General features: G+C 53.7%; 23 protein-coding genes and 1 pseudogene. 7 read left to right on the top strand and 17 right to left on the bottom strand.

The window, feature by feature from the left end; genetic code table 11:
• Window positions 1-23: 23 nt before the first annotated feature.
• From B9L19_RS03330 to B9L19_RS03320, 3 genes are read right to left on the bottom strand one after another with little or no spacing between them, the layout of a single operon-like run.
• A complete protein-coding gene (locus B9L19_RS03330) occupies window positions 24-1,196 on the bottom strand; it encodes an aminotransferase (protein ID WP_025949996.1) in 1,173 nt (390 codons plus the stop codon).
• Entirely contained in the window at window positions 1,193-1,693 is a 501-nt protein-coding gene (locus tag B9L19_RS03325) for an Lrp/AsnC family transcriptional regulator (RefSeq protein WP_025949995.1), read from the bottom strand. The genes B9L19_RS03330 and B9L19_RS03325 overlap by 4 nt, the downstream gene beginning before the upstream one ends.
• A 54-nt stretch (window positions 1,694-1,747) precedes the next feature.
• Window positions 1,748-2,011 carry a DUF1871 family protein gene (locus B9L19_RS03320; protein ID WP_025949994.1) on the bottom strand — a complete coding sequence of 88 codons (264 nt, stop codon included), beginning with the start codon at window positions 2,009-2,011 and terminating at the stop codon, window positions 1,748-1,750.
• Between the two features lie 154 nt (window positions 2,012-2,165).
• On the opposite strand from B9L19_RS03320, the gene B9L19_RS03315 reads away from it, so the two are divergent.
• Entirely contained in the window at window positions 2,166-3,326 is a 1,161-nt protein-coding gene (locus tag B9L19_RS03315) for a MalY/PatB family protein (RefSeq protein ID WP_025949993.1), read from the top strand.
• A 243-nt stretch (window positions 3,327-3,569) separates the two neighbouring features.
• Here B9L19_RS03315 and B9L19_RS03310 read toward each other — a convergent pair whose 3' ends face one another.
• The 3 genes from B9L19_RS03310 to kapD all read right to left on the bottom strand — a co-directional run bounded on the left by B9L19_RS03310 (window position 3,570) and on the right by kapD (window position 5,062).
• The gene (locus tag B9L19_RS03310) at window positions 3,570-4,094 is read right to left on the bottom strand and encodes a superoxide dismutase family protein (RefSeq protein ID WP_025949992.1); all 525 of its coding nucleotides are present in this window, start codon (window positions 4,092-4,094) and stop codon (window positions 3,570-3,572) included.
• A gap of 55 nt (window positions 4,095-4,149) precedes the next feature.
• Window positions 4,150-4,365 carry a hypothetical protein gene (locus B9L19_RS03305; RefSeq protein ID WP_025949991.1) on the bottom strand — a complete coding sequence of 72 codons (216 nt, stop codon included), beginning with the start codon at window positions 4,363-4,365 and terminating at the stop codon, window positions 4,150-4,152.
• 76 nt (window positions 4,366-4,441) lie between these two features.
• Window positions 4,442-5,062 (bottom strand): 3'-5' exonuclease KapD, encoded by a 621-nt coding sequence (gene kapD, locus B9L19_RS03300; RefSeq protein ID WP_025949990.1) that lies wholly within the window; start codon window positions 5,060-5,062, stop codon window positions 4,442-4,444.
• 225 nt (window positions 5,063-5,287) lie between these two features.
• On the opposite strand from kapD, the gene B9L19_RS03295 reads away from it, so the two are divergent.
• The 3 genes from B9L19_RS03295 to B9L19_RS03280 all read left to right on the top strand — a co-directional run bounded on the left by B9L19_RS03295 (window position 5,288) and on the right by B9L19_RS03280 (window position 7,543).
• Window positions 5,288-5,725, top strand: coding sequence for a hypothetical protein (locus B9L19_RS03295; RefSeq protein WP_025949989.1), 438 nt, complete (start codon window positions 5,288-5,290; stop codon window positions 5,723-5,725).
• 22 nt (window positions 5,726-5,747) lie between these two features.
• Entirely contained in the window at window positions 5,748-7,070 is a 1,323-nt protein-coding gene (locus B9L19_RS03290; protein ID WP_025949988.1) for an ArsB/NhaD family transporter, read from the top strand.
• 122 nt (window positions 7,071-7,192) lie between these two features.
• Window positions 7,193-7,543: a YuzC family spore coat inner layer protein gene (locus B9L19_RS03280; protein WP_025949987.1), complete on the top strand. Its 351-nt coding sequence runs from the start codon at window positions 7,193-7,195 to the stop codon at window positions 7,541-7,543.
• Between the two features lie 321 nt (window positions 7,544-7,864).
• On the opposite strand, the gene B9L19_RS18945 is transcribed toward B9L19_RS03280, so the two are convergent.
• Both B9L19_RS18945 and B9L19_RS18940 read right to left on the bottom strand, forming a co-directional pair.
• Window positions 7,865-8,041, bottom strand: coding sequence for a hypothetical protein (locus B9L19_RS18945; protein ID WP_167372764.1), 177 nt, complete (start codon window positions 8,039-8,041; stop codon window positions 7,865-7,867).
• A gap of 1,061 nt (window positions 8,042-9,102) precedes the next feature.
• Window positions 9,103-9,261, bottom strand: coding sequence for a hypothetical protein (locus B9L19_RS18940; protein ID WP_167372763.1), 159 nt, complete (start codon window positions 9,259-9,261; stop codon window positions 9,103-9,105).
• A gap of 172 nt (window positions 9,262-9,433) precedes the next feature.
• On the opposite strand from B9L19_RS18940, the gene B9L19_RS03265 reads away from it, so the two are divergent.
• Window positions 9,434-10,039 carry a biotin transporter BioY gene (locus B9L19_RS03265; RefSeq protein WP_025949985.1) on the top strand — a complete coding sequence of 202 codons (606 nt, stop codon included), beginning with the start codon at window positions 9,434-9,436 and terminating at the stop codon, window positions 10,037-10,039.
• 97 nt (window positions 10,040-10,136) lie between these two features.
• Here the strand turns inward: B9L19_RS03265 and B9L19_RS03260 are convergent, their stop codons facing one another.
• From B9L19_RS03260 to B9L19_RS03250, 3 genes and pseudogenes are all read right to left on the bottom strand, one after another.
• Entirely contained in the window at window positions 10,137-11,135 is a 999-nt protein-coding gene (locus B9L19_RS03260) for an inorganic phosphate transporter (RefSeq protein WP_025949984.1), read from the bottom strand.
• Window positions 11,136-11,152: 17 nt separating this feature from the next.
• Entirely contained in the window at window positions 11,153-11,773 is a 621-nt protein-coding gene (locus tag B9L19_RS03255) for a DUF47 domain-containing protein (RefSeq protein WP_015375717.1), read from the bottom strand.
• A gap of 274 nt (window positions 11,774-12,047) precedes the next feature.
• Window positions 12,048-13,542, bottom strand: a pseudogene (locus B9L19_RS03250) (leucyl aminopeptidase).
• Between the two features lie 184 nt (window positions 13,543-13,726).
• Here B9L19_RS03250 and B9L19_RS03245 point away from each other — a divergent pair.
• On the top strand, window positions 13,727-14,536 hold the full coding sequence (locus B9L19_RS03245) for a cobalamin-binding protein (protein WP_025949983.1): 810 nt from the start codon (window positions 13,727-13,729) through the stop codon (window positions 14,534-14,536).
• Window positions 14,537-14,553: 17 nt separating this feature from the next.
• Here B9L19_RS03245 and B9L19_RS03240 read toward each other — a convergent pair whose 3' ends face one another.
• The 5 genes from B9L19_RS03240 to B9L19_RS03225 form a co-directional block, all read right to left on the bottom strand.
• Complete coding sequence (locus tag B9L19_RS03240) at window positions 14,554-15,192, bottom strand: 3D domain-containing protein (RefSeq protein WP_025949982.1); 639 nt, start codon at window positions 15,190-15,192, stop codon at window positions 14,554-14,556.
• A gap of 364 nt (window positions 15,193-15,556) precedes the next feature.
• Entirely contained in the window at window positions 15,557-15,880 is a 324-nt protein-coding gene (locus B9L19_RS03235) for a YuiB family protein (RefSeq protein WP_025949981.1), read from the bottom strand.
• Window positions 15,881-16,081: 201 nt separating this feature from the next.
• Window positions 16,082-16,219, bottom strand: coding sequence for a YuiA family protein (locus B9L19_RS18935; protein WP_157856409.1), 138 nt, complete (start codon window positions 16,217-16,219; stop codon window positions 16,082-16,084).
• Window positions 16,220-16,343: 124 nt separating this feature from the next.
• On the bottom strand, window positions 16,344-16,847 hold the full coding sequence (locus B9L19_RS03230) for an NUDIX domain-containing protein (RefSeq protein ID WP_025949980.1): 504 nt from the start codon (window positions 16,845-16,847) through the stop codon (window positions 16,344-16,346).
• 120 nt (window positions 16,848-16,967) lie between these two features.
• Window positions 16,968-18,197: an NAD(P)/FAD-dependent oxidoreductase gene (locus tag B9L19_RS03225; RefSeq protein ID WP_172643499.1), complete on the bottom strand. Its 1,230-nt coding sequence runs from the start codon at window positions 18,195-18,197 to the stop codon at window positions 16,968-16,970.
• 266 nt (window positions 18,198-18,463) lie between these two features.
• Between B9L19_RS03225 and B9L19_RS03220 the strand changes: the two genes are divergently transcribed.
• Window positions 18,464-19,462 (top strand): NAD(P)/FAD-dependent oxidoreductase, encoded by a 999-nt coding sequence (locus B9L19_RS03220; protein ID WP_172643498.1) that lies wholly within the window; start codon window positions 18,464-18,466, stop codon window positions 19,460-19,462.
• A gap of 162 nt (window positions 19,463-19,624) precedes the next feature.
• Here the strand turns inward: B9L19_RS03220 and B9L19_RS03215 are convergent, their stop codons facing one another.
• Window positions 19,625-19,927 carry a LapA family protein gene (locus B9L19_RS03215; RefSeq protein ID WP_025949977.1) on the bottom strand — a complete coding sequence of 101 codons (303 nt, stop codon included), beginning with the start codon at window positions 19,925-19,927 and terminating at the stop codon, window positions 19,625-19,627.
• Between the last annotated feature and the right edge of the window lie 65 nt (window positions 19,928-19,992).

Here is a 19,992-nt window from a genome sequence, read left to right as displayed (position 1 = left end):
CGCCGACGGCGGAACATCCCCAGTTACAGGCGCGCCAAAAACCGTTTCATTCGCTTAATGGCTTCTTGCAGCTGTTCGAGCGATGAAGCGTATGAACAGCGGATATAGCCTTCCCCGCTTTGGCCGAAGACGTTGCCGGGGACGACCGCCACTTTTTCTTCGATGAGCAGCCGCTCGGCAAACTGCTCCGACGTCAAACCGGTCGGTTTGATGGACGGGAAAGCGTAAAACGCGCCGCCCGGCAAATGGCACGGCAGCCCGATTTCATTGAGCGAGGCGACGAAATAGTTGCGCCGCCGCCGGTAGCTGTTGCGCATCTCAGCGACATCGCGCTCTCCGCTGCGAAGCGCCTCAAGCGCCCCATATTGCGCCATCGTCGGCGCGCACATCATGGCATACTGATGGATTTTCAACATCGCCTGCAAAATCTCATCCGGCGCTGCCGCAAACCCGAGCCGCCATCCGGTCATCGCGAATCCTTTCGAAAAACCGGAAATCAAAATCGTCCGCTCGCGCATGGCGCTAACAGCGGCCATGCTCGTGTACTCTCCTTCATACGTCAGCTCGGCGTAAATTTCATCGGCAATGACGAGCAAATCGTGTTCATGGGCTACACGGGCGATCGCTTCAAGCTCCTTGCGTCCGAGCACCGTTCCGGTCGGGTTGTTCGGCGAGCAGATGATGACCGCCTTCGACCGCTCGGTGATCGCCCGTTCAAGGTGCGCCGGATTGAGCTGAAACTGGTCTTCGCCAGACGTGCAAACGGCCACCGGCCTCCCGCCCGCGAGCACGACAAGCGGCTCGTAGGCGACAAAACTCGGTTCGACAACGATCACTTCATCGCCCGGGTCGATGATCGCCCGAAGCGCCAAATCGATGGCTTGGCTGGCCCCGACCGTCACTAAAATTTCTGTCTCCGGACAGTAGTCGACATGAAACTTGCGGCGCAAATAAGCGGCGATTTCTTGGCGGAGCTCCAAGAGCCCGGCGTTGGGGGTGTAGGACGTATAGCCTTGCTCGAGCGACAAAATGCTCGCTTCGCGAATGCTCCAGGATGTGACAAAATCCGGCTCGCCGACGCCGAGCGAAATGACGCCGTCCATGGTGGAAGCAAGGTCGAAAAAGCGGCGGATGCCGGATGGCTTCAAGCCCGCAACCGTCTTGGACACGTACGTTTTTCTCGTTTGCGGCTTCATGGCGACACCACGATGCGGCGATCTTGATCTCCTTGGTCAAAGACGATGCCATCATGTTTGTATTTTTTCAAAATGAAATGGGTCGTCGTCGAAATGACGGAATCGAGCGTCGACAGTTTTTCCGATACAAATTGGGCGATTTCCGCCATCGAACGCCCTTCAATGACAACCGACAAATCATAAGCGCCGGACATTAAATAGACCGATTTCACCTCCGGGAACCGGTAAATGCGCTCCGCCACTTCATCAAAGCCGACACCGCGCTTTGGCGTCACCTTGACGTCGATCATCGCCGTCACTCCCTCGCGGCCGTCCGCCTTCCGCCAGTCAATGAGCGCCGTATATTGGACGATCACTTTCGCCTCTTCTAACTTTTTGACGAGCGCTTCCGTTTCCTCGACTGGCAAGTCGACCATCTTCGCCAGCACATCGATCGGCGTCCGCGCGTCTTTTTCTAATATTTCGATAATTTCTAGTTCTTTTTCGCTCAATTTCACGCAGCATCCCTCCATTTCATCGGTCGGTTTCGCCAAACCGGCCGCCTGTCGTCATCACGGGAGCGAACAGGACGCCGCTTGCTTCAGCTCAAGCAGCCGGCGGGCGAGTTTTAGGCAGTGGAGAAAAGGAATCGGCTCGTCAAAGGCGAATTCATATATGGACTGAATGCGGGCAGCCAACGCGCGGGCGTCTTCCGTCTCATACACCGCCTGGAGCACGCTGGCCGCCTCGACGTCGTAGGCATCTTTTCCAAGGCCAAACGGGTCCCAGGCGCCGATCCATTCCAGAAGAAGCCGATTCAACTGTTGTCCGGCCATGCCGCCGCCATCCACCTTCTTTCTTGATGCTATGATATAACCCATTATAAGCCATCGATTCGAAAAAAAGAAGGGAGAAGATGCAACAATGTTTCCATTCGATGAAGGGAAAGGACCGCATCGTTCGTGTGCTGAGAAAGGAGAAGGCGCGATCATGTTTCCGTTCGACCGCGTCATCGACCGCCGGGGCACGCTGTCGGTGAAATGGGATGACGTTCATCGCGTGTTCGGCCACGAAGACGTATGGCCAATGTGGGTCGCCGATATGGATTTTCCCGCGCCGAAAGAAGTGCAAGAAGCGCTGCGGCAACGGGTGGAGCACGGCGTGTTCGGCTACACCGTCATTCCCGATTCACTCAAAGAAGCGGTGTGCCAATGGCTTGAACGCCGTCATGACTGGACGATCGATCCGTCTTGGCTCGTGTTTGCCCACGGCGTTGTGCCGGCGGTCGCCGCCGCCATCGAAGCGTTTTCCGAACCAGGGGATCGCATCATCGTTTTTTCCCCGGTCTACCGGCCGCTGTTTGATCTCGTCCGCCGTCATGACCGCACGCTTCTGTTCAGTCCGCTGCGCCTTGAGGAAGACAACTATGCGATCGACTGGGACGACTTGGAGCGAAAGCTGCCCGATGCCAAACTTCTCATCCTTTGCCACCCACACAACCCGGGAGGCAAATCGTGGACGGCCGGCGAGCTCGAACGACTCGGGGAATTGTGCCTCAAGCATGGCGTCTTCGTCCTGTCTGATGAAATCCACGCCGATTTGACGCTCCCACCAACCAAACACACGCCGTTCGCCTCGCTTCATCCGGAACTGGCCGCGCAAAGCGCCACGTTCCGCGCGCCGACGAAAACGTTCAACCTCGCCGGCTTGCAGGCGGCGGAAGCCATCCTTCCCGACGAATCGCGGCGCCGGGCGTTCCGCCGCGTCCAGCAGCGGCACGGCTTTTTTACGCTGAATGCGTTCGCCATCGTCGGAGCGGAAGCGGCCTACCGCCATGGCGGACCGTGGCTTGACGCCTTGCTTGATTACTTGCGGCAAAACATCGACATGACGGTTGCCTATTTAGCGGAACACTTGCCGCCGCTCCGCGTGATCCGGCCGCAAGCGACGTATCTTGTCTGGATCGACTGCCGCGGCCTTGGCTTTTCTGAGGCGGAGCTGAAGCGTCGGCTCCTTGAAAAAGGAAAACTCGCCGTCGAATTCGGCAGCAAATTCGGTCCCGAAGGCGTCGGCTTCATCCGTTTGAATATCGCCTGCCCACGCCCGACGCTGGAGGAAGGGCTGCGGCGGCTGGCGGCGGCGCTAGGCTAGCTTTGCGCCAAAGAAGAGCGGCCAAGCGAATGGCGAAAAGGAAAAGAAGGAGAGCCGAATCCGTTGGGGGTTCCTACATCCATCTAAACGAAAAGAGCAAATGAAGCCAAACAATCGTTCCTTTCCGTTCTCTGTTCTGCCAACCATGTGCAACAGAGGCCGTGCAACCGTCACTTTCTCGCATTTCCCATGCCAGTCGTTGTCCGGCAATGTGAAACAGGGACCCGCGCGCGAGCCCCTGTTTCACGACGACTTGATTTCCCCGCAGGCGATCCGTCCGCCGGCGTCTCCCGCCGGCTGGGTCATGCCGTCGTCTTTCTTGGCGTGAATGACGATCGATGTTCCGTCTTTTGTAAGCAGCGAGCCTTTCTCTCCTTCTTTCAGCGTCACATTGGGCGCCGTCAGCTCGACGTTGACCGTGCCGTCCTCCTTCACAATAATGTTCGGCAAATCGCCGGCATGCGCCCCTTCTGGATGGAGAAGGCCGTGCTTTTTCCCGTCCGGGTTGTAATGCCCGCCGGCCGACTGAAAATCAGGCGGTTTGCAGCTTCCGTTTTCATGGATGTGAATGGCGTGCTCCCCCGGCGGGAGACCTTCTAGGTCAAGCTTCAGCCGCACCCCTTCCGCCTGTTCAGTCAACTCGATCGTACCGATCGAATCGCCGTCCGCATTGATCATCTCCACCGTCCGGCTCGTTCCATTCTCTTGGCCGCAGCCGGCCAACACGAGCGCCGCCGCGAACACGACACCGCATGTTTTTCGCAACACGAACCACCCTCCAGCATCACTTGTTATCCGCCAGTATTGCCGGAGGGGGGCTCGTCTATACTTCGGGCGGCTCCTTCCGTTCCGCTTGTTTTCCAAGCAGCTGCTCCTCAAGCCGCTTCGCTTCCCTCTCCTGCCGCCGGGAGATGACGATGATGAGCCGCATCGTGAACACCGCCATCAAGAAGAAGACAGCAAACGAAATGGCTGCGGGAATGTATTCACGTTTGTCTTCCGGAAAGTACAAAAATAAATTCAGCACCGATGGCCACATAAGAAAACAACCTTTCTGCCTAAAAAATCGTCCACTTTCTATTATAACATAAAAAAGCCGCCGCCAACGCAGCCGGCTATAAAGCGAATTTTTTCCGCAACTGGGTCAAATCGATCCGTTCCCCGATTGTCGGCGGCTTTGTCTTCGCTAAATATTTTTTGTCGTTTTCCACCAACCGGAAAATCGTATACGCGGTGAACGCATCATCGAGCGCGCAATGGGCTTTTCCAACTGCCTCATTGCCGTACTCTTGCACCGCCTTGCGCAGGGCGGTTTGATTTTTGTTGCCGAAAAACCGCTTATACTCCATGGCTAAATCGCGGTGCTCGCCCGTAAACGGGAATTCCACTTGCGCCGATCGGCAGTTTTCCCGGAGCACTTTCATGTCCATGCCCCCCCAAGTGATGACGATCGTCGGGCGCTCACGGTCATATTGCCGAAGCAAGGAAACCAACTCATAAAAACTCATTCCGCTGTCAATTTGTTCTTGCGTGATGTTGAGAAACGACTTGCACCGTTCCGTAAGCTGCGGAAAGCGGAGCGGCTTCACATAGGAAGAAAATTGGCCGATGATTTGATCGTCCACAACCGCGACAAGGCCGACTTCAATAATTTCCGGGCAAAACCCATTCGGGTTTGTTTTCGTCTCCGGCATCGTAAATTCAAAATCGAGAAACAAATATTGCGGGCTGTCCATCATCGCTTCCCCCCTTTCCGGCACGCTGCTGCCGTCCGTCTTACTATTATTATATCACGCAGAAGCGATTGTTTATTTCTTTTTTCAGAAAATGGCGAAAAAGAGGCGGATGACGGAGGAATCAACGGGTGCTTTGCAGAAAAAAGAGGCGTCCGGAAGCAGGCCGCCCTCGCCGTTTTTTTCTTTTTGCACCTATGCTATGATGAAGAAAAGGAGGCTGAGTTGATGAAAAATGTCGTCATCCATCAAATTGTCACATTGATTTTTACCGAAGACCAGCTGCGGGCGTATTGGCAAAAGCAGGAGTCAACCGTTCCATTTGCCGCCTTGACGGACGCGCAATATATGAAACTGGCCGAAGACATGCTCGCCCACTCCTCGCACAGCCAGCTTGAGCAGCATTTGATCGGCCGCGGGTGGCGTACGAAGGAGGAAGCGGAAGGAGCCATCCTCGCCGAAGACGAATCGCGCGATGACATCCATGTCGAAATCATTGACACCGACGATTCAGCTGAACCGAGGAGGCGGATGTTGATCGATCGGGTGCGCGAAATTCCTTGTCCGCATTGTTCCTTTACGTTTTACGTCCGTGAAGCCTCGAGCGAGCGCCGGAACTGGACATGCCCAGCATGTGGGAGCGGTTTTCACGACATGACGACATAACTGGAGAAAAGGAGGGGTACAAATGGATCATGCTGCCGCACACGTGTCAAACGTTCAATATTATTTTGCCATTGCCGTTTTCTTGATGACATACGCGATGATCATCGCGGAAAAAATTCACCGGGCGGTCATCGCCTTGCTGGGCGCCGCTCTTATGGTCATCTTCGGCATCGTCGATGCGGAGAAAGCGTTTACCCACCATATTGAATGGGGAACAATCACACTGCTGATCGGCATGATGATTTTAGTCGGCATTACCAGCAAGTCCGGCTTTTTTCAATACATGGCCATTAAGGCTGCCAAGCTCGCGAAAGGCAGCCCGGTCCGCATTTTGGTGATGCTGTCTTTGTTGACCGGGCTGCTGTCAGCGTTTTTGGACAACGTCACGACCGTGCTGCTTGTCGTGCCGGTGACGTTCTCCATTACGCGCATGCTTCAAGTGAACCCGGTGCCGTACTTGATCTCGGAAGTGCTGTTGTCGAACATCGGCGGCACGGCGACGTTGATCGGCGACCCGCCGAACATCATGATCGGCTCAGCGAACAAGCATCTCGACTTCAACGCCTTTTTGTTCAACTTGACGCCGATCGTCGTGGTAATCGCCATCGTCACGGTCGCATTGCTTGCGTTCATTTACCGAAAGCAGCTGAAAACCAATCCAACATTGATTCAAAAGCTGATGGCGCTTCGCGACGCCGACTACATTCAAGACGCAAAACTGATGCGCAAATCGGTCGCCGTGCTCGGACTGACAATTCTTGGCTTCATCCTTCATTCCGCCATTCATGTGGATGCGGCCGTCATCGCCATGACCGGGGCGGTCGCGCTCATGCTCATCGCCGTGCCGGAGCACGAAATCGAGGATGTTTTCCATTCGATCGAATGGGGGACGATTTTCTTTTTTGCCGGATTGTTTGTCTTGGTCGGCGGGCTTGTTGACATCGGCTTGATCAAATCATTGGCGGAAAAAACGCTCGAGTTCACCGGCGGCGACATTTCCACAGCCGCCTATTTCATCCTTTGGCTGTCCGGCATCGCCTCGGCGACGATCGACAACATTCCGTTTGTCGCCACGATGATCCCGCTCATTCAAGATATGGCGGTCGGCATGGGGCTGTCTCCCGACGCACCGCAAATTGACGTGCTGTGGTGGGCCTTGTCGCTCGGCGCCTGCCTCGGCGGGAACGGGACGCTCATCGGCGCCTCGGCGAACGTCATTGTCGCCGGCATGGCGTCGCGCGAAGGGCATGGTTTTACATACATGGATTTTTTGAAAATCGGCGCGCCGCTCACGCTCGTCGCTTTGCTTTTGTCGCACGCCTATTTATGGCTGCGCTATTTGTAGCGCCGCATCTGCACGGACGCAGAAAAAAGGAGCGAAACCAAATGGCGGGTTCGCTCCTTTTTTGCTGTCCACACATATCATAATATCGCATTCCATTTCCGGAAAAGGAGGGGCAAGCAGCCATGTTCACCCCGTTCCCGCGGATGCCGGCCGGCCCATATCCCCCGATCGACCCGGCGCTCTTTTCCCAATCCGCCGCCACCGCCCAAACGCTCATGAACGACGCCGCCGCCGTGTTGAAAAAACTCGCCGAATCGCCCTCGTTCGCGGCTTCGGTCATGTCGGCCGCCCAAGAAGGAAAAACGGAGGAAGTGAAGCGCCTCATCCGCTCGCTCGGCATCCGCTCGAAAACCGAGGTGTATTTTAACCCCGACGGCATCCGCCTGACGCTGTCGCCGCCGCCTGGCGCATTCCCGTGCTGCCAGCTTGCCATCGGCTTGCGCTGGAACGTGTTTCCGCCTTTTCACGGATAGCATTCGCCATCGCGGCGGCGGGCGAAAGAGGAAAAAACGGCGGCAAGCAGCCTTCGCTTTTCGCATTCGCCGCTTTGGCGACTGCCAACATCCGTTCAAGACGGTCGCGCCCGACGCGGCAGCGCCGCCTCCAGACTATGCACGGCGCTGGAGGCGGCGTTGTTGTTAGCGCCTGGCTGCGCCAAGCAAAGCAGCCACATCAACACGGTTGTGAATCCGTCCCCAAAATGACGGCAACCGTCCCATCGCCGTCTGGCGTCTAACCGAACTCGCCGGGCACCCAACGCCCGGCGTCCCCTTCCATTCACTTTGCCCATCCGCTCACCTAGGTCGATAAATGAGATCCCCGACGATGATCGTGATCAACGAAATCAACATCGTCATCTTGACCACCTTATAGTCTAGAAAGCGCAGCACTTGTTCTTCAAACATATAGATAAAAAAGAAAATGATCATCAACACGGCGACAAATAAGACAAATCTTTTTTTTCGATTCATGGAAACCGTTTCTCCTCCATCAGAATCCCTCCCACATACAGGCTTTCTTCATATTCTCCTTATAGAACGGAACAAACAGACGAATAGTGGAAGGACGTGAACAAGCAGCGAAAGGCCAATAAACGTTGTGGGAATCCCAAGGTTGTAAAAATATCGAATGCTTTCATTCTTCTCAATCAGCCAATATCCAAGGCCAACAGAAACGGCAGACATGCAAACAACACTAAAGAGGATTTGTCGAACCGATCGGCAGATGACCGTCAGGCAAACGACGACCAACAAATAGAGAGTCCAAAAGACATAATCCGGATATTCGTCCTTTTTCATGTTTATGCTTTGATAATAGTTAATCAGGAATAATGACGGGGAGAAGAACAAGGTGAACAGTATAAACTTTCTTCTCTTGGTCATAAAGATTCTCCTTCATCAATTTCATGAAGAAGAACCCGTTTTTGACTTTCTTTTGTATCATATCACCGTCTTTCCAGAAGACTCGTGATTTCATAAAAAAGAAACCAAATCCAGTATTAGTTTACCACCTTTTTCCCCCTCATTCTCAATCGTTCAACAAGAACATTTTATACCTGAATCCGTGATAAAGACGCGTTCAAAGCTGCCAAGAAAACTGGATCAATCAACAAAATATTGCACTCGGGGTTCTTCACCTAATAGGTGAACATTCGAAATGGAGTCGAAGTCTCGACACGATTGGGTTTCCCAGCATTTTTGATGCACTTCTGTCACGGATTCAGGTTATAGTAAAACAACTATATATTTACAATTAAAATTTTATTATAAATTAAAAAAAGAACTTTATTACCATATCAAAAATAGGCATTTATTCATAAAAATCAATCCATTCGTTCCCTTCTATTTCTTTCATGCCGAAAAAACACTGAAAAACGAGTACAGTATTCGAGCCCGCAGCATTTTATCAGAACGACGAAACCACTCTAAGGGAACACGATGGGGAGGCGGCCATCTTCCTCTTTTTTCGCTCGATCTTCCCGAACCAAGACGGTGTTCTGATCCGTCCATCCGACCCCAATCCTTCGCTGCCTTCACGAATTGCCGTTTTCATCCGTTGGCTGCCGCTTGCCGATTTCCGCCGGGGTGCGCAAATCGTAGCCGTCGTCGTGTTTGCTTGTGTGGATGACGTCTTCCTTCACCCCGATTTTGCTCGCCCGCTTCATCTCCTCATCCGGCACGAACCGATCCATTGACAAGACCTCCTTTCACGCTCCTCGCCGCGTTGCCCGCATGAAGCGCTTGAGGAGCCGTTTTTCTTATCATTCCCCCTAGCCGCTTGATCATCCGCCGAAAAAAGAGGATTGACAGCCTAGCGGTTGTTCGGTACGATTTTGTTAACGAACAAAAAAAGGGGGTTTACATATGGGAGGACGGAGTTCCCTTCGACCGATTGACATGACGCTCGCCGCCATGTTCGTCGCCTTGATGGCGATCGGGGCGAACATTACGTCGTGGGCGCCGTTTTTGGTCGTCGGCGGTGTTCCGATTACACTGCAGACGTTTTTCTGCGTCTTGGCCGGAGCGGTGCTCGGACGGCGGCTCGGTGCGGTGTCCATGATTGTGTACATGCTCGTCGGCCTCGCGGGCGTTCCAGTGTTCGCGAAATTCAGCGGCGGACTATCGATGATTTTCCAACCGACATTTGGCTTCATTCTTTCCTTTATCGTTGCCGCTTATGCGACTGGATGGGTCATCAACCGCGGCCCGCAGCCGGCGTCCAAGGCCCGCTTCGTCACCGCCGCCTTGGTCGGCATGGTCATCAACTATGTCATCGGCACGAACTGGATGTATATGGCGTACAAACTATGGGCGGAGGCGCCCGAAGGGCTTTCGTACGGCTTGGTGTGGGGCTGGATGCTCGCCCCGCTGCCGAAAGACATTTTGTTGTCGATCGCAGCCGGCTTGATCGCCCCAAGGATTTGCCGGGCGATCGGACGCTCCTCCGCCGCGGACCGTTCGGCGGCCTGACCGAAAGGGGTCGGCCCAAAACGAGAACGTCTCTGAAACTTGCGGCATACGGCAATGAAAAAGGGTGTCCCGAACCTTTTGGGACACCCTTTTGGCATTAGAAAAACAAATTGAACAGCTGGTACAGAAAACCGGCCATTAACGCTGAAACCGGCAAGGTGATGATCCAGGTGAGCACAATTCGGCGGGCGACGCCCCATTTGACACCTTTCACCCGTTGGGCCGCGCCGACCCCCATGATGGCCGAGGAAATGACGTGGGTGGTGCTGACCGGCAAGTGGAACATCGTCGCCGAAAGAATGACGAGCGCAGACGACAAATCGGCCGCCGCTCCGTTGATCGGGCGGATTTTCATAATTTTCCCGCCGACCGTTTTAATGATCTTCCACCCGCCGACAGCCGTTCCCAACCCCATGGCCAAGGCGGCAGAAATGCGCACCCATTCCGGAATGTCGGTCGTTGCGTGGTATCCGCCGGCAATTAACGCCATTGTAATGATCCCCATCGCTTTTTGAGCGTCGTTTGTTCCGTGCGTATACGCCTGAAACGCTGCGGTCACAATTTGAAACATCCGAAAGCCTCTCGTCGTGCTGTATAAGTTGGCGTTTTTAAAGATAAAACGAAAAATGCTCATAATGATAAAGCCGACCCCTAACGCCAAAAACGGGGAAAGAATGAGGGATTGTAAAATTTTCAAAAACCCGCCATAATTCAAAACCCCAACCCCAGCCGCGGAAATCGCCGCTCCGGCGACCGAACCGATGATCGCGTGCGACGAGCTGCTCGGGATGCCGTAATACCACGTGATCAAATTCCAGGCAATGGCTGATGTCAACGCCGCTAAAATAATGAGCGGCCCATTTTCTAGGGCAAACGGGTCAACAATGTCTTTTGTAATCGTTTTGGCGACGCCGGTAAAGGTGAGCGCGCCGATAAAGTTCATCGCCGCGGCAAGCACGATCGCCTGGCGCGGTGTAAGCGCCCTTGTCGACACCGACGTGGCAATGGCATTGGCCGTATCGTGGAAGCCGTTGATAAAGTCAAACGCCAATGCGAAAATGACGATGCAGATCGTTAAAATCAGGATCGTATCCATAAACACAGCGTCTCCTTTTATGCGTTGCGCATGATAATCGTCTCGAGCGTATTCGCGACATCTTCACAGCTGTCGGCAATCTCTTCGAGCATTTCGTAAAGCTCCTTGTATTGAATGAGTTTAATCGGGTCTTTTTGCGTCACAAACAAGTTTTTGATCGACGCACGCAAAATTTCATCGCACTTCGTTTCATAGTCCTTGATTTTAATGGCATGTTGGCGCATATCAAGCAATTTTTTGTTCGCCAGCAGTTCGAGGGCGTGAACAATTTCAATCGTGCTTTGATAAATATAGTCAAAAAACTTCACCATATGTTCATCGATGTCCGTGAACGAAAACATTTCAAACCGCGCCGAACATTGCTCAAACCCATCAAGCACATCATCCATCTTCATCGCCAACTGGTGGATGTCTTCCCGCTCGATCGGCGTGATGAACGTTTTGTTTAACTGAACGACGAGCTCATGGATGAAGGAATCGCCCTTTCGTTCATACTCCTTCATGACGCGGGCAAATTCTTTCAAGTCGCTTACGCTTTGAATTTTATATTCGACAAAATATTGCGCCGCTTCCTTCACATTTTCCGAAATCGTGAACAACATGTCGAAGAAAACGTCTTTTTTCGGTGAAAAAATCATATCGGACACCCTCCATTTGCGAAATCAAAATCACCGCTACTTATTGTAACAATTTACACATCATTTACAATAAGACAACAAAAAACTTTACACGAAATTTACACTACATTTACATTTTGTTCGCTTTTCTGGCGAATGTACTATGTAGCATGCCAAACCAAAGCCGAAGCTATGCACGTCCGCTTCGGCTCGTTCGCTGCCGGCATACCCCACCCTCACACTTGGCGCCTCTGCGCCAAGGCAGCGCCTGTTGATCGGCCTGCCGGCATTCGTTTTATTCAAACCGCTCGACAAACGCGGTGAGCGTGCGCACCATCACCCCTGTCGCCCCAGCCGGACCGAGGTCGCCGTCTTTCTTTGTGGCGGCCGTTCCGGCGATATCCAAATGCACCCACGGCGTATCTTCCACAAATTCGCCGATGAACGCCCCGCCCATAATGGCGTGCCCTTCCCGCCCCGGAGAATTGTTCAAGTCGGCGATTTTGCTGCTTCGCACCCGCTCGCGGTCGTTTTCTGTAATGGGCAGCCGCCAAATGAACTCCCCGGTTTCCATCGACGCTTCAAGCAATTGCTCAAACAGCGCTTCATTGTTCGTCATCGCGCCCGTTTTGTCCGTGCCCAAGGCGACGATCACTCCGCCCGTCAACGTAGCGACATCGATGATATAGCTGGCGCCGTGCTGTTTCGCATAGGTCACCGCATCGGCCAAAATGAGCCGTCCTTCCGCATCCGTGTTTTTCACTTCAATCGTTTTTCCGGACAGCGACGTAATGACATCGTCCGGCTTGAACGCCTCGCCGCTGATCATATTGTCAGTCGCCGGAATGACGGCGAGCACGTTTTGTTCCGGCCGCAGTTCGCCAATCGCTTCCATCGCCCCGAGCACGGCAGCGGCGCCGGCCATATCCGTTTTCATGTCGACCATGCCGTCTCGCGGCTTCAAACAATAACCGCCCGTATCAAACGTCACCCCTTTGCCGACCAAGGCGATGACATCTTTCCACTCGTCCTTTCCTTGGTATTTTAAGACGATCAGTTTGGGCGGCTGCTTCGACCCTTGGTTGACAGCGAGCAACGCCCCCATGCCGAGCCGCTCCATGTCTTCTTTTTCCAAAATTTCATAATCAAAATCGTATCGGTCAGCAAGCTTCACGGCATAATCAGCCAAATCCGACGCCGTCAGCAAATTCCCCGGCGTATTGACAAGCGTGCGCGCCGAGTTCGTTGCCTTCCCGTAGACGGAGCCGACAAACAAACTCGCCTCGATTTCCGCCGCTTCGGCCTCTGTGTAGACGATGAGCGATTCGAGCTGGTAATCCGGTTCTGACTTTTTCTGCTTATACCCAGGGAATTCATACGTCGCCAAATGATACGCTTCCGCCAAGGCGTGCGCCGCTTCGTTTCCATCGACGTCCCCGGCCGTAAACGTGTCCAGCGCGACCGACGCTTTCATCCGCTTCGCCTGCTTCAACGTGCGAAACAGTTTGCCGAACGCTTCGCGCAAGCGCGCAAACGTCAACTCTTCTTTTTTGCCGAGGCCGACGAAATACAGCCGCTTCGCCCCTGTCGGCAAAAACGGGTGAATCACGGCGATGCGCCCCCGCTTCGCGGAAATATCGCCTTCTTTCCACAGCTCCGTCAACCGTCCCCCCAAGGCGGGCATCATACTCGCCAGCGAGGCCGGCCAACGGTTTTCCTCCTTCAAACAAACCGATGACAAGCGCTTCATCCCGTTCGTCCGCCGACAGCAATGGTTTTACCGTAAACATCGTCTCATCCCTTTCCAACGTTGATTCATTCCCACCTCCATTATAGCGAAGCAGAGCAATTCTTTCGACTATCTAACTTTCTCTCCTTGCGTTCACGCAAAAAAATCAGCCGAAACGGACAGGAAATTACGCGAGGCAAGGCGAATCCGTAATCATCACGATGATGGAGAAAGGATCGATGCTGATGAGAATCGTTTCCCTTTGTCCAAGCAACACCGAGCTGCTCGCCTATCTCGGCCGTCTTGACGATGTCGCCGCCGTCGACGATTCGTCCGACTGGCCGCCTGAGGTGAAGCGGCTGCCGAAAGTCGGGCCGGATTTGCGCATTGATATGGATCAAGTTGAGGCGCTCAAGCCCGATCTTGTCGTCGCCTCCTTAAGCGTGCCCGGCATGGAGCGCAACGTCGAGGAGCTCAACCGTCGCGGGCTCCCGCATCTCGTCTTAGCGCCAAATTCGCTTGATGACATTGCCAACGACCTTCTTCAGCTCGGCGAAGCGCTTGGCGAAACGAAAAAAGCGGCCGAACTCGTCCGCCGCTATCGCGAGTTTCTCGCCCAATACCGCGAGCGAGCCGCATCGGCTGAACCGTCCCGCCTTTATTGGGAATGGTGGCCGCGGCCGATCTTCACCCCGGGCGGCACGAACTGGTTGAGCGAACTAAGCGAGCTCGCCGGCGGGCGCAACATTTTCTCCGACGTCCCGCATGCAAACGTTCAAACGGAATGGGACGACGTTCTCGCCCGCAACCCGTCGCACATCTTGCTCGTTTGGGTCGGCGTGCAGACAAAAAACATGAACCGAAAAGCGGTCACAACTCGTCCGAACGCCGAACAGATCGAAGCAGTCCGCACCGGAAACATCTATGTTTTGGAAGAAGCGCTCTATTGCCGCCCGTCTCCGCGCCTCTTGGTTGGATTAAAAAAATTGGCGCCGCTTTTGCATCCGGCGCTGTTTCCTCCCGCCGACGACAGCGATCCGCTCCTTTGCGGCTGACGCGCGGGAGCCCTCCTTTAACTTTTCGATTCCAAATATTGCTGCCGGAACACTTGCATCGTTTCATCTTCGTTCAGCCGCTTCAACTCTTCTTCCGACAGCGTGCCGTCCCCTTTTTGGATAATGTAAACTTGCACTTTCCTTTTTCCCCAATATTTATAGACATCTTCCACGGTTTCGTAATATAAATCAAGACGATGGCCTTTGATCGCCCCGCCTTTGTCGGCGACGACGCCGAATCCGTATCCGGGGATGAACAAAATCGTGCCGATCGGAAAAATCGATAAATCGGCAGCAATCGTCGAATAAAGATCGCGCTTGACGCGGACGCCGGAGTAGGTGATGCCATACTCAGGGTGATCGGGCGTTTTTCCGGTCGATTCAATGCCGGCTGTATAGCCGGTGGCGACCACTTCAACGGATGGATATTTTGACCAGTCAAAATGATCTTCAAGCCGCAAAGCGGAGCGGCCCCCGTTTTTCGCGAGCTCTTTCATTCCCCAAATGGGCTGATGATCCATCGATAAAGCGCTCGGAAAGGGATGGAGAACCGTCTTCGCGTCAACCCCGGAAACGGACTCGAATGTCGCCAAGAGCGCCGCCAAAAACAGCAGCGTCATCGCGATTCGGCGCACGAACTGCCTAAATCCATTCAATGCTCTCAACTCCTCTCACACCTCTATTTATCTCCATTCAAAATCGAAATATTCATTGCGAAGACGGCAAAAAACGAACAAGCCGCCAGCTTCACCACGTCGGTGAACGGCTTTGGCGCAAGCATCCTCGGCAACGGTTGCGCCTATGGCCCGACACATCCGCTCCGCACAAACGCCATCATCAGCCTGTCCGCCAAAAAGAGTCCTCACCGCAACATATACGGGACAAGCGATATGGTTTCCCGTGCAAGGATGCGCAAGCCATTGCTGAATTTTCCCTGCAAGAGGGCATGTTCTGAAAAAATCAAGCGCCTCTTTCGACGAAAAGCCAAAAAAAAAAACGCCTCTGCAGGGCAGAGACGCTCTAAAACATTTGATACCCTTTCGCCCGCAGCGTGCGGATCGCCCATCCGGCGCAAAGAGCGCCGGCAAAGCCGCTTGACAAAATCAACAGATCCGCCGCCGCCAGCGAAGTGATTTTCCGGCCGAGCGCGGCGAACGCCTCGGACGGTGCGGTGAAATAGCGCGTCAACGGCACATCATCAATAATGAAAACCGCAATCAACGGAAAGCAGACCGCCAAAATCCACGTCATGCGCAAAATCATGTTCAACAAAAACCCAATGCCAAAAAACAACACAAAAAATAAAACCATCGAAATGAAAACAACCGGCAAACTCATTTGCATCCGCCCTTCACCTCCCGTACACCCGTTTTCAGTGTACTGGATCGGACGGATGACCGTCAATGTTCGTTCTGCTATCCCATCTATTTCTCAATTAGAGAAGCCTTGCGAGCTCAGCCTTTGTTTGGCGAAATGCCGCTGATTTGCTCCTTTTCACGACGGCTCGATTGCTTTCCAACGATGTTTCATGTCCTCAGACGAACGTCAATGGTCGTCATACTCTTCGCCATCGCTTCCCGTTCCTTGGCAGCTGTAGCACGTTTCCGATCCGCCCAAAAGCAGCTGAACGTATCCATGCCCCTCGCAGTACGGGCAGTCGTTCATGGTCCATGTTTTTGTCATCGATGTTCCCCTCCGTTTCTTTTTTTATTAATATATCAAAATTTTCTGTAAAAACAAACAGCGATTCTCCCCTGTTTTCGTCCGTGTAAGCGGATACATCTTTCGATCACTTTTATTTTCTTCACTATTCTTTCAATTTCGATGATTCAAAGTAAAGGCGGTATTTCGTGTAGCCGAACGGATCGCCCGGGTTGAGGCCGTCATGCAGCGAAAGGGAATCAAGCGGCTCGAGCGCCAACAAATAGCGAAGCAAGCCTGATGTGTTCGGATCATTCTGAAGCGCCGTTTTGCTTAAAAACGCGGCGGCATACAGCTCATCCGTCTGCACGACGATGTCGCGCGAGAGCGGGCGCAACAGAAAAATCGCCATATTGTCGCTGATCTCCCCAGCGATGACGCCGGTGCGCAAGCCAAGGAGCGCGACCGGTTCGGCGTCGATCCCCGTTTCTTCCTTCACTTCCCGAACCGCCGCCTCATCGAGCATTTCCCCCGGCTGGACGAACCCGGCTGGCAGCGACCATTTGCCCTTTAATCCGCTGTATTTTTTTTGGACAACGAGCCATTCCCCCTTCTCGTTGATGACCAGTCCAGCCGCCGCAATCCAAACGTTTCCTCGTTTCTTGTCCATCGTCCTCATCCTTTTCTCCCGATCGTTATACACCGTTTGTATTTCGACAAGCAGGCGGCGGATCCCTGTTTCATTGCCATGCAAAAAAGCTCCCGCCGTCGCGGGAGCTTTTTCGATCAATCAGAAAAATTTAAATTTGCCTTTTTTCATCACAAGCGACGAACCGCCGATCAAATACAAGGCGCGGTTGTCGATCACTTTTTTCATGAAGCTCGCTTTCGCGCCCCACAGCTTTTTGCCGAACACGACGCCGATGGCATCATCATGGCCGAGCGAGCAAACCGTCCCTTTAATATCCGGCTTAAACGGCTCCAGCTCCCCTTGTCCACGGATGAGCACCGCCAAGTTTTTCGCGCACAGCTGGCCTTCTTGCATGGCGATTTGCGCCGTCGGCGGATACGGGCGGTTCGTTTCTTCATCAATCACGAGCGAACAGTCGCCGACGACGAAAATGTCTTCATGCCCCGGGACACGCAAGTACGGGTCCACTTTAATGCGCGCCCGCGCCGCTTCAAATCCAGATTCCTCGATGACGCGGCTGCCGCGCACGCCGGCTGCCCAAATGACCGTGCCGGCTTTGATCTCCTCAATGTCATCCCCTTTGGCGACAATGATGCCGTTCGGCGTGCATTCCTTAATGGCCGTGCCGATTCGAAACTCGACGCCTTTGCGCTCAAGCTGGCTGACCGCGTACTCGACGAGCTCCGGATCGAAGCCCGGCAGCGCCGTCGGCGCCGCCTCAACGCAAATGATGCGCACTTTGTGCGGGTCGATGTCATACTCGCGGCACAGCTCCGGCATCCGGTTGGCGAGCTCGCCTAAAAATTCAATGCCGGTAAATCCCGCCCCGCCGACAACGATCGTCAACCGCTCCTCTTTCTTTTCCTCTTCCGCGTTGTACGTCGCAAACTGGTATTCGATATGTTCGCGGATTTGCCGCGCGGCGTCGACGTTGGCGATCGAAAACGCGTGTTCTTTCAATCCTTTGATGCCAAACGTCTCCGACTCAAACCCGAGGGCGATGACAAGGTAATCGTACGTCAGCTCGCCGTTTTCAAGCAGCACTTTCTTTTCGTTTGGAATGATTTTCGTCACCGTATCTTGGATGAATTTCACTTTGTTCCGGTCGATGACATCGCGGATCGGATACCGGACGCGGTCATGGTGCAGCGTTCCGGCCGATGCCTCATGAAGCCACGTCGTCTCATAATGGTAATCATGCTTGTTGACAAGCGTAATGTTCGCTTCGTTCACGCCGATGAGCTTTTGCAGACGGACAGTCGTCATCAACCCGCCATAGCCGGCTCCTAAAATGACCACATTCGGTTTTTTCATTTGAATCCCTTCCATCCTTTTTTTCATTCGTAAGTATAGCTTTTGCGGCCGTCCCCATTTTTATTGAACGGAGTTTGTGAAATACTTCACGTTCCTTGCCAAAAAAATGTCGGGAGACTGTCACAAAACCTTAACAATTTCTCCACTCACCATATTAGTCCTTTTTCTTTCCCATTTCAAGACTTTTTTCGCCGCTTTGGCCAGAAAATTTCTTTCGTTATGAACGGCCATTATTTATGGTAAGATAAAGTTGTGCAGCCATTCATTTCATGCAGGGAGGGATGTTGATGAAAGAAGATCGCACGATGTATGACGTCACGATCATCGGCGGCGGGCCGACCGGGATGTTCGCCGCGTTTTACGGCGGCTTGCGGCAAATGAAAGTGAAAATCATTGAAAGCCTTCCGCAGCTTGGGGGACAGCTGGCCGCGTTATATCCGGAAAAATACATATATGATGTCGCCGGATTTCCGAAAGTGCGCGCCCAAGAGCTTGTCAACCAGCTGAAAGAGCAGATGGGCCTATTTTCCCCGACCGTCTGCCTAAACGAGTCGGTCGACACGCTCGAAAAGCAGGAGGACGGAACGTTTAAACTCGTCACCAATCAACAAATCCATTATTCGAAAACAATCATCATCACCGCCGGAAACGGCGCCTTTCAGCCGCGTCGGCTCGAAATCGAAAACGCTTCCCGCTATGAAGGAAAAAACTTGCATTACTTCATCAACGACTTGGAGCAGTTTTCCGGAAAGCGCGTGCTCGTCTGCGGCGGCGGCGACTCAGCCGTTGACTGGTCGCTTATGCTTGAACCGATCGCCCAAAGCGTCACGATCGTGCACCGCCGCGACAAATTCCGCGCCCATGAACACAGCGTCGAGCAGCTCATGAAATCGCACGTGCACGTGAAAACGCCGTTTGTGCCCGTTGAACTCGTCGGCGATGAGCACGCCATCCGCCAAGTCATCCTCGAGCATGTGAACGAAGGAACGAAAGAAACGATCGATGTCGACGCCGTCGTTGTCAACTACGGCTTTGTCTCTTCGCTTGGCCCGATCAAAAACTGGGGGCTTGACATCGAAAAAAATGCGATCAAAGTCAACTCGCGGATGGAAACAAACATCCCCGGCGTGTATGCAGCGGGCGACATTTGCACGTACGACGGGAAAATCAAGCTGATCGCCTGCGGCTTTGGCGAAGCGCCGATCGCCATCAGCAGCGCGAAAACGTACATCGACCCGACGGCGCGGATGCAGCCGGCGCACTCGACATCGCTGTTTTAATGGCGCTCCGTCGGGAACACAAGCGGAAGCGAAGGGGCGCTCGGCATTTCGCCTTAACGCTGCATCCCGACTGATTGGAGCCATTCGTATAGCCCGCCCCGTCCACACCCGTTTTTCAAGCAAAAGGCGCCCCCTCTTTGTTGGGGGCGCCATGCTCGTGCCTCATCCCTCTTGCTCCAGCGAAACCGACTCGCCATCATGATTCCCAGCCTTGTTTTTCATCCATTCCTCCCGCTCTCTCTCGAGCAACTTCACCTGCCGGCGCAGGCTGAACAAACGCACCCATCCGAGCATGCCGACGACAAGGCCGCCAAGGACGGCCGAACTTAAAATGACGATAATGAGCGGCAAGCGGGTTTCCCCGACTAAATAATGGATCGTCACCTGCTCGACATTCGCCACCGCCAGCAGCGCCACAATGAGCGCCAAGACAAGCGCCAAGATGACATTGATTTGTCCTTTCATCGTTTCTCCTCCTTTGGCGCTCCCGAAAAGGCCAAAGTTGGAGCGCGCCCGTTTCCCTCAATTCC

This window comes from Geobacillus thermocatenulatus, from assembly GCF_002217655.1.
In the GTDB taxonomy this organism is placed as follows: domain Bacteria; phylum Bacillota; class Bacilli; order Bacillales; family Anoxybacillaceae; genus Geobacillus; species Geobacillus thermocatenulatus.
The sequence above is the reverse complement of the archived record's forward strand: the minus strand, read 5'-3'. Positions and strand labels throughout refer to the sequence as shown.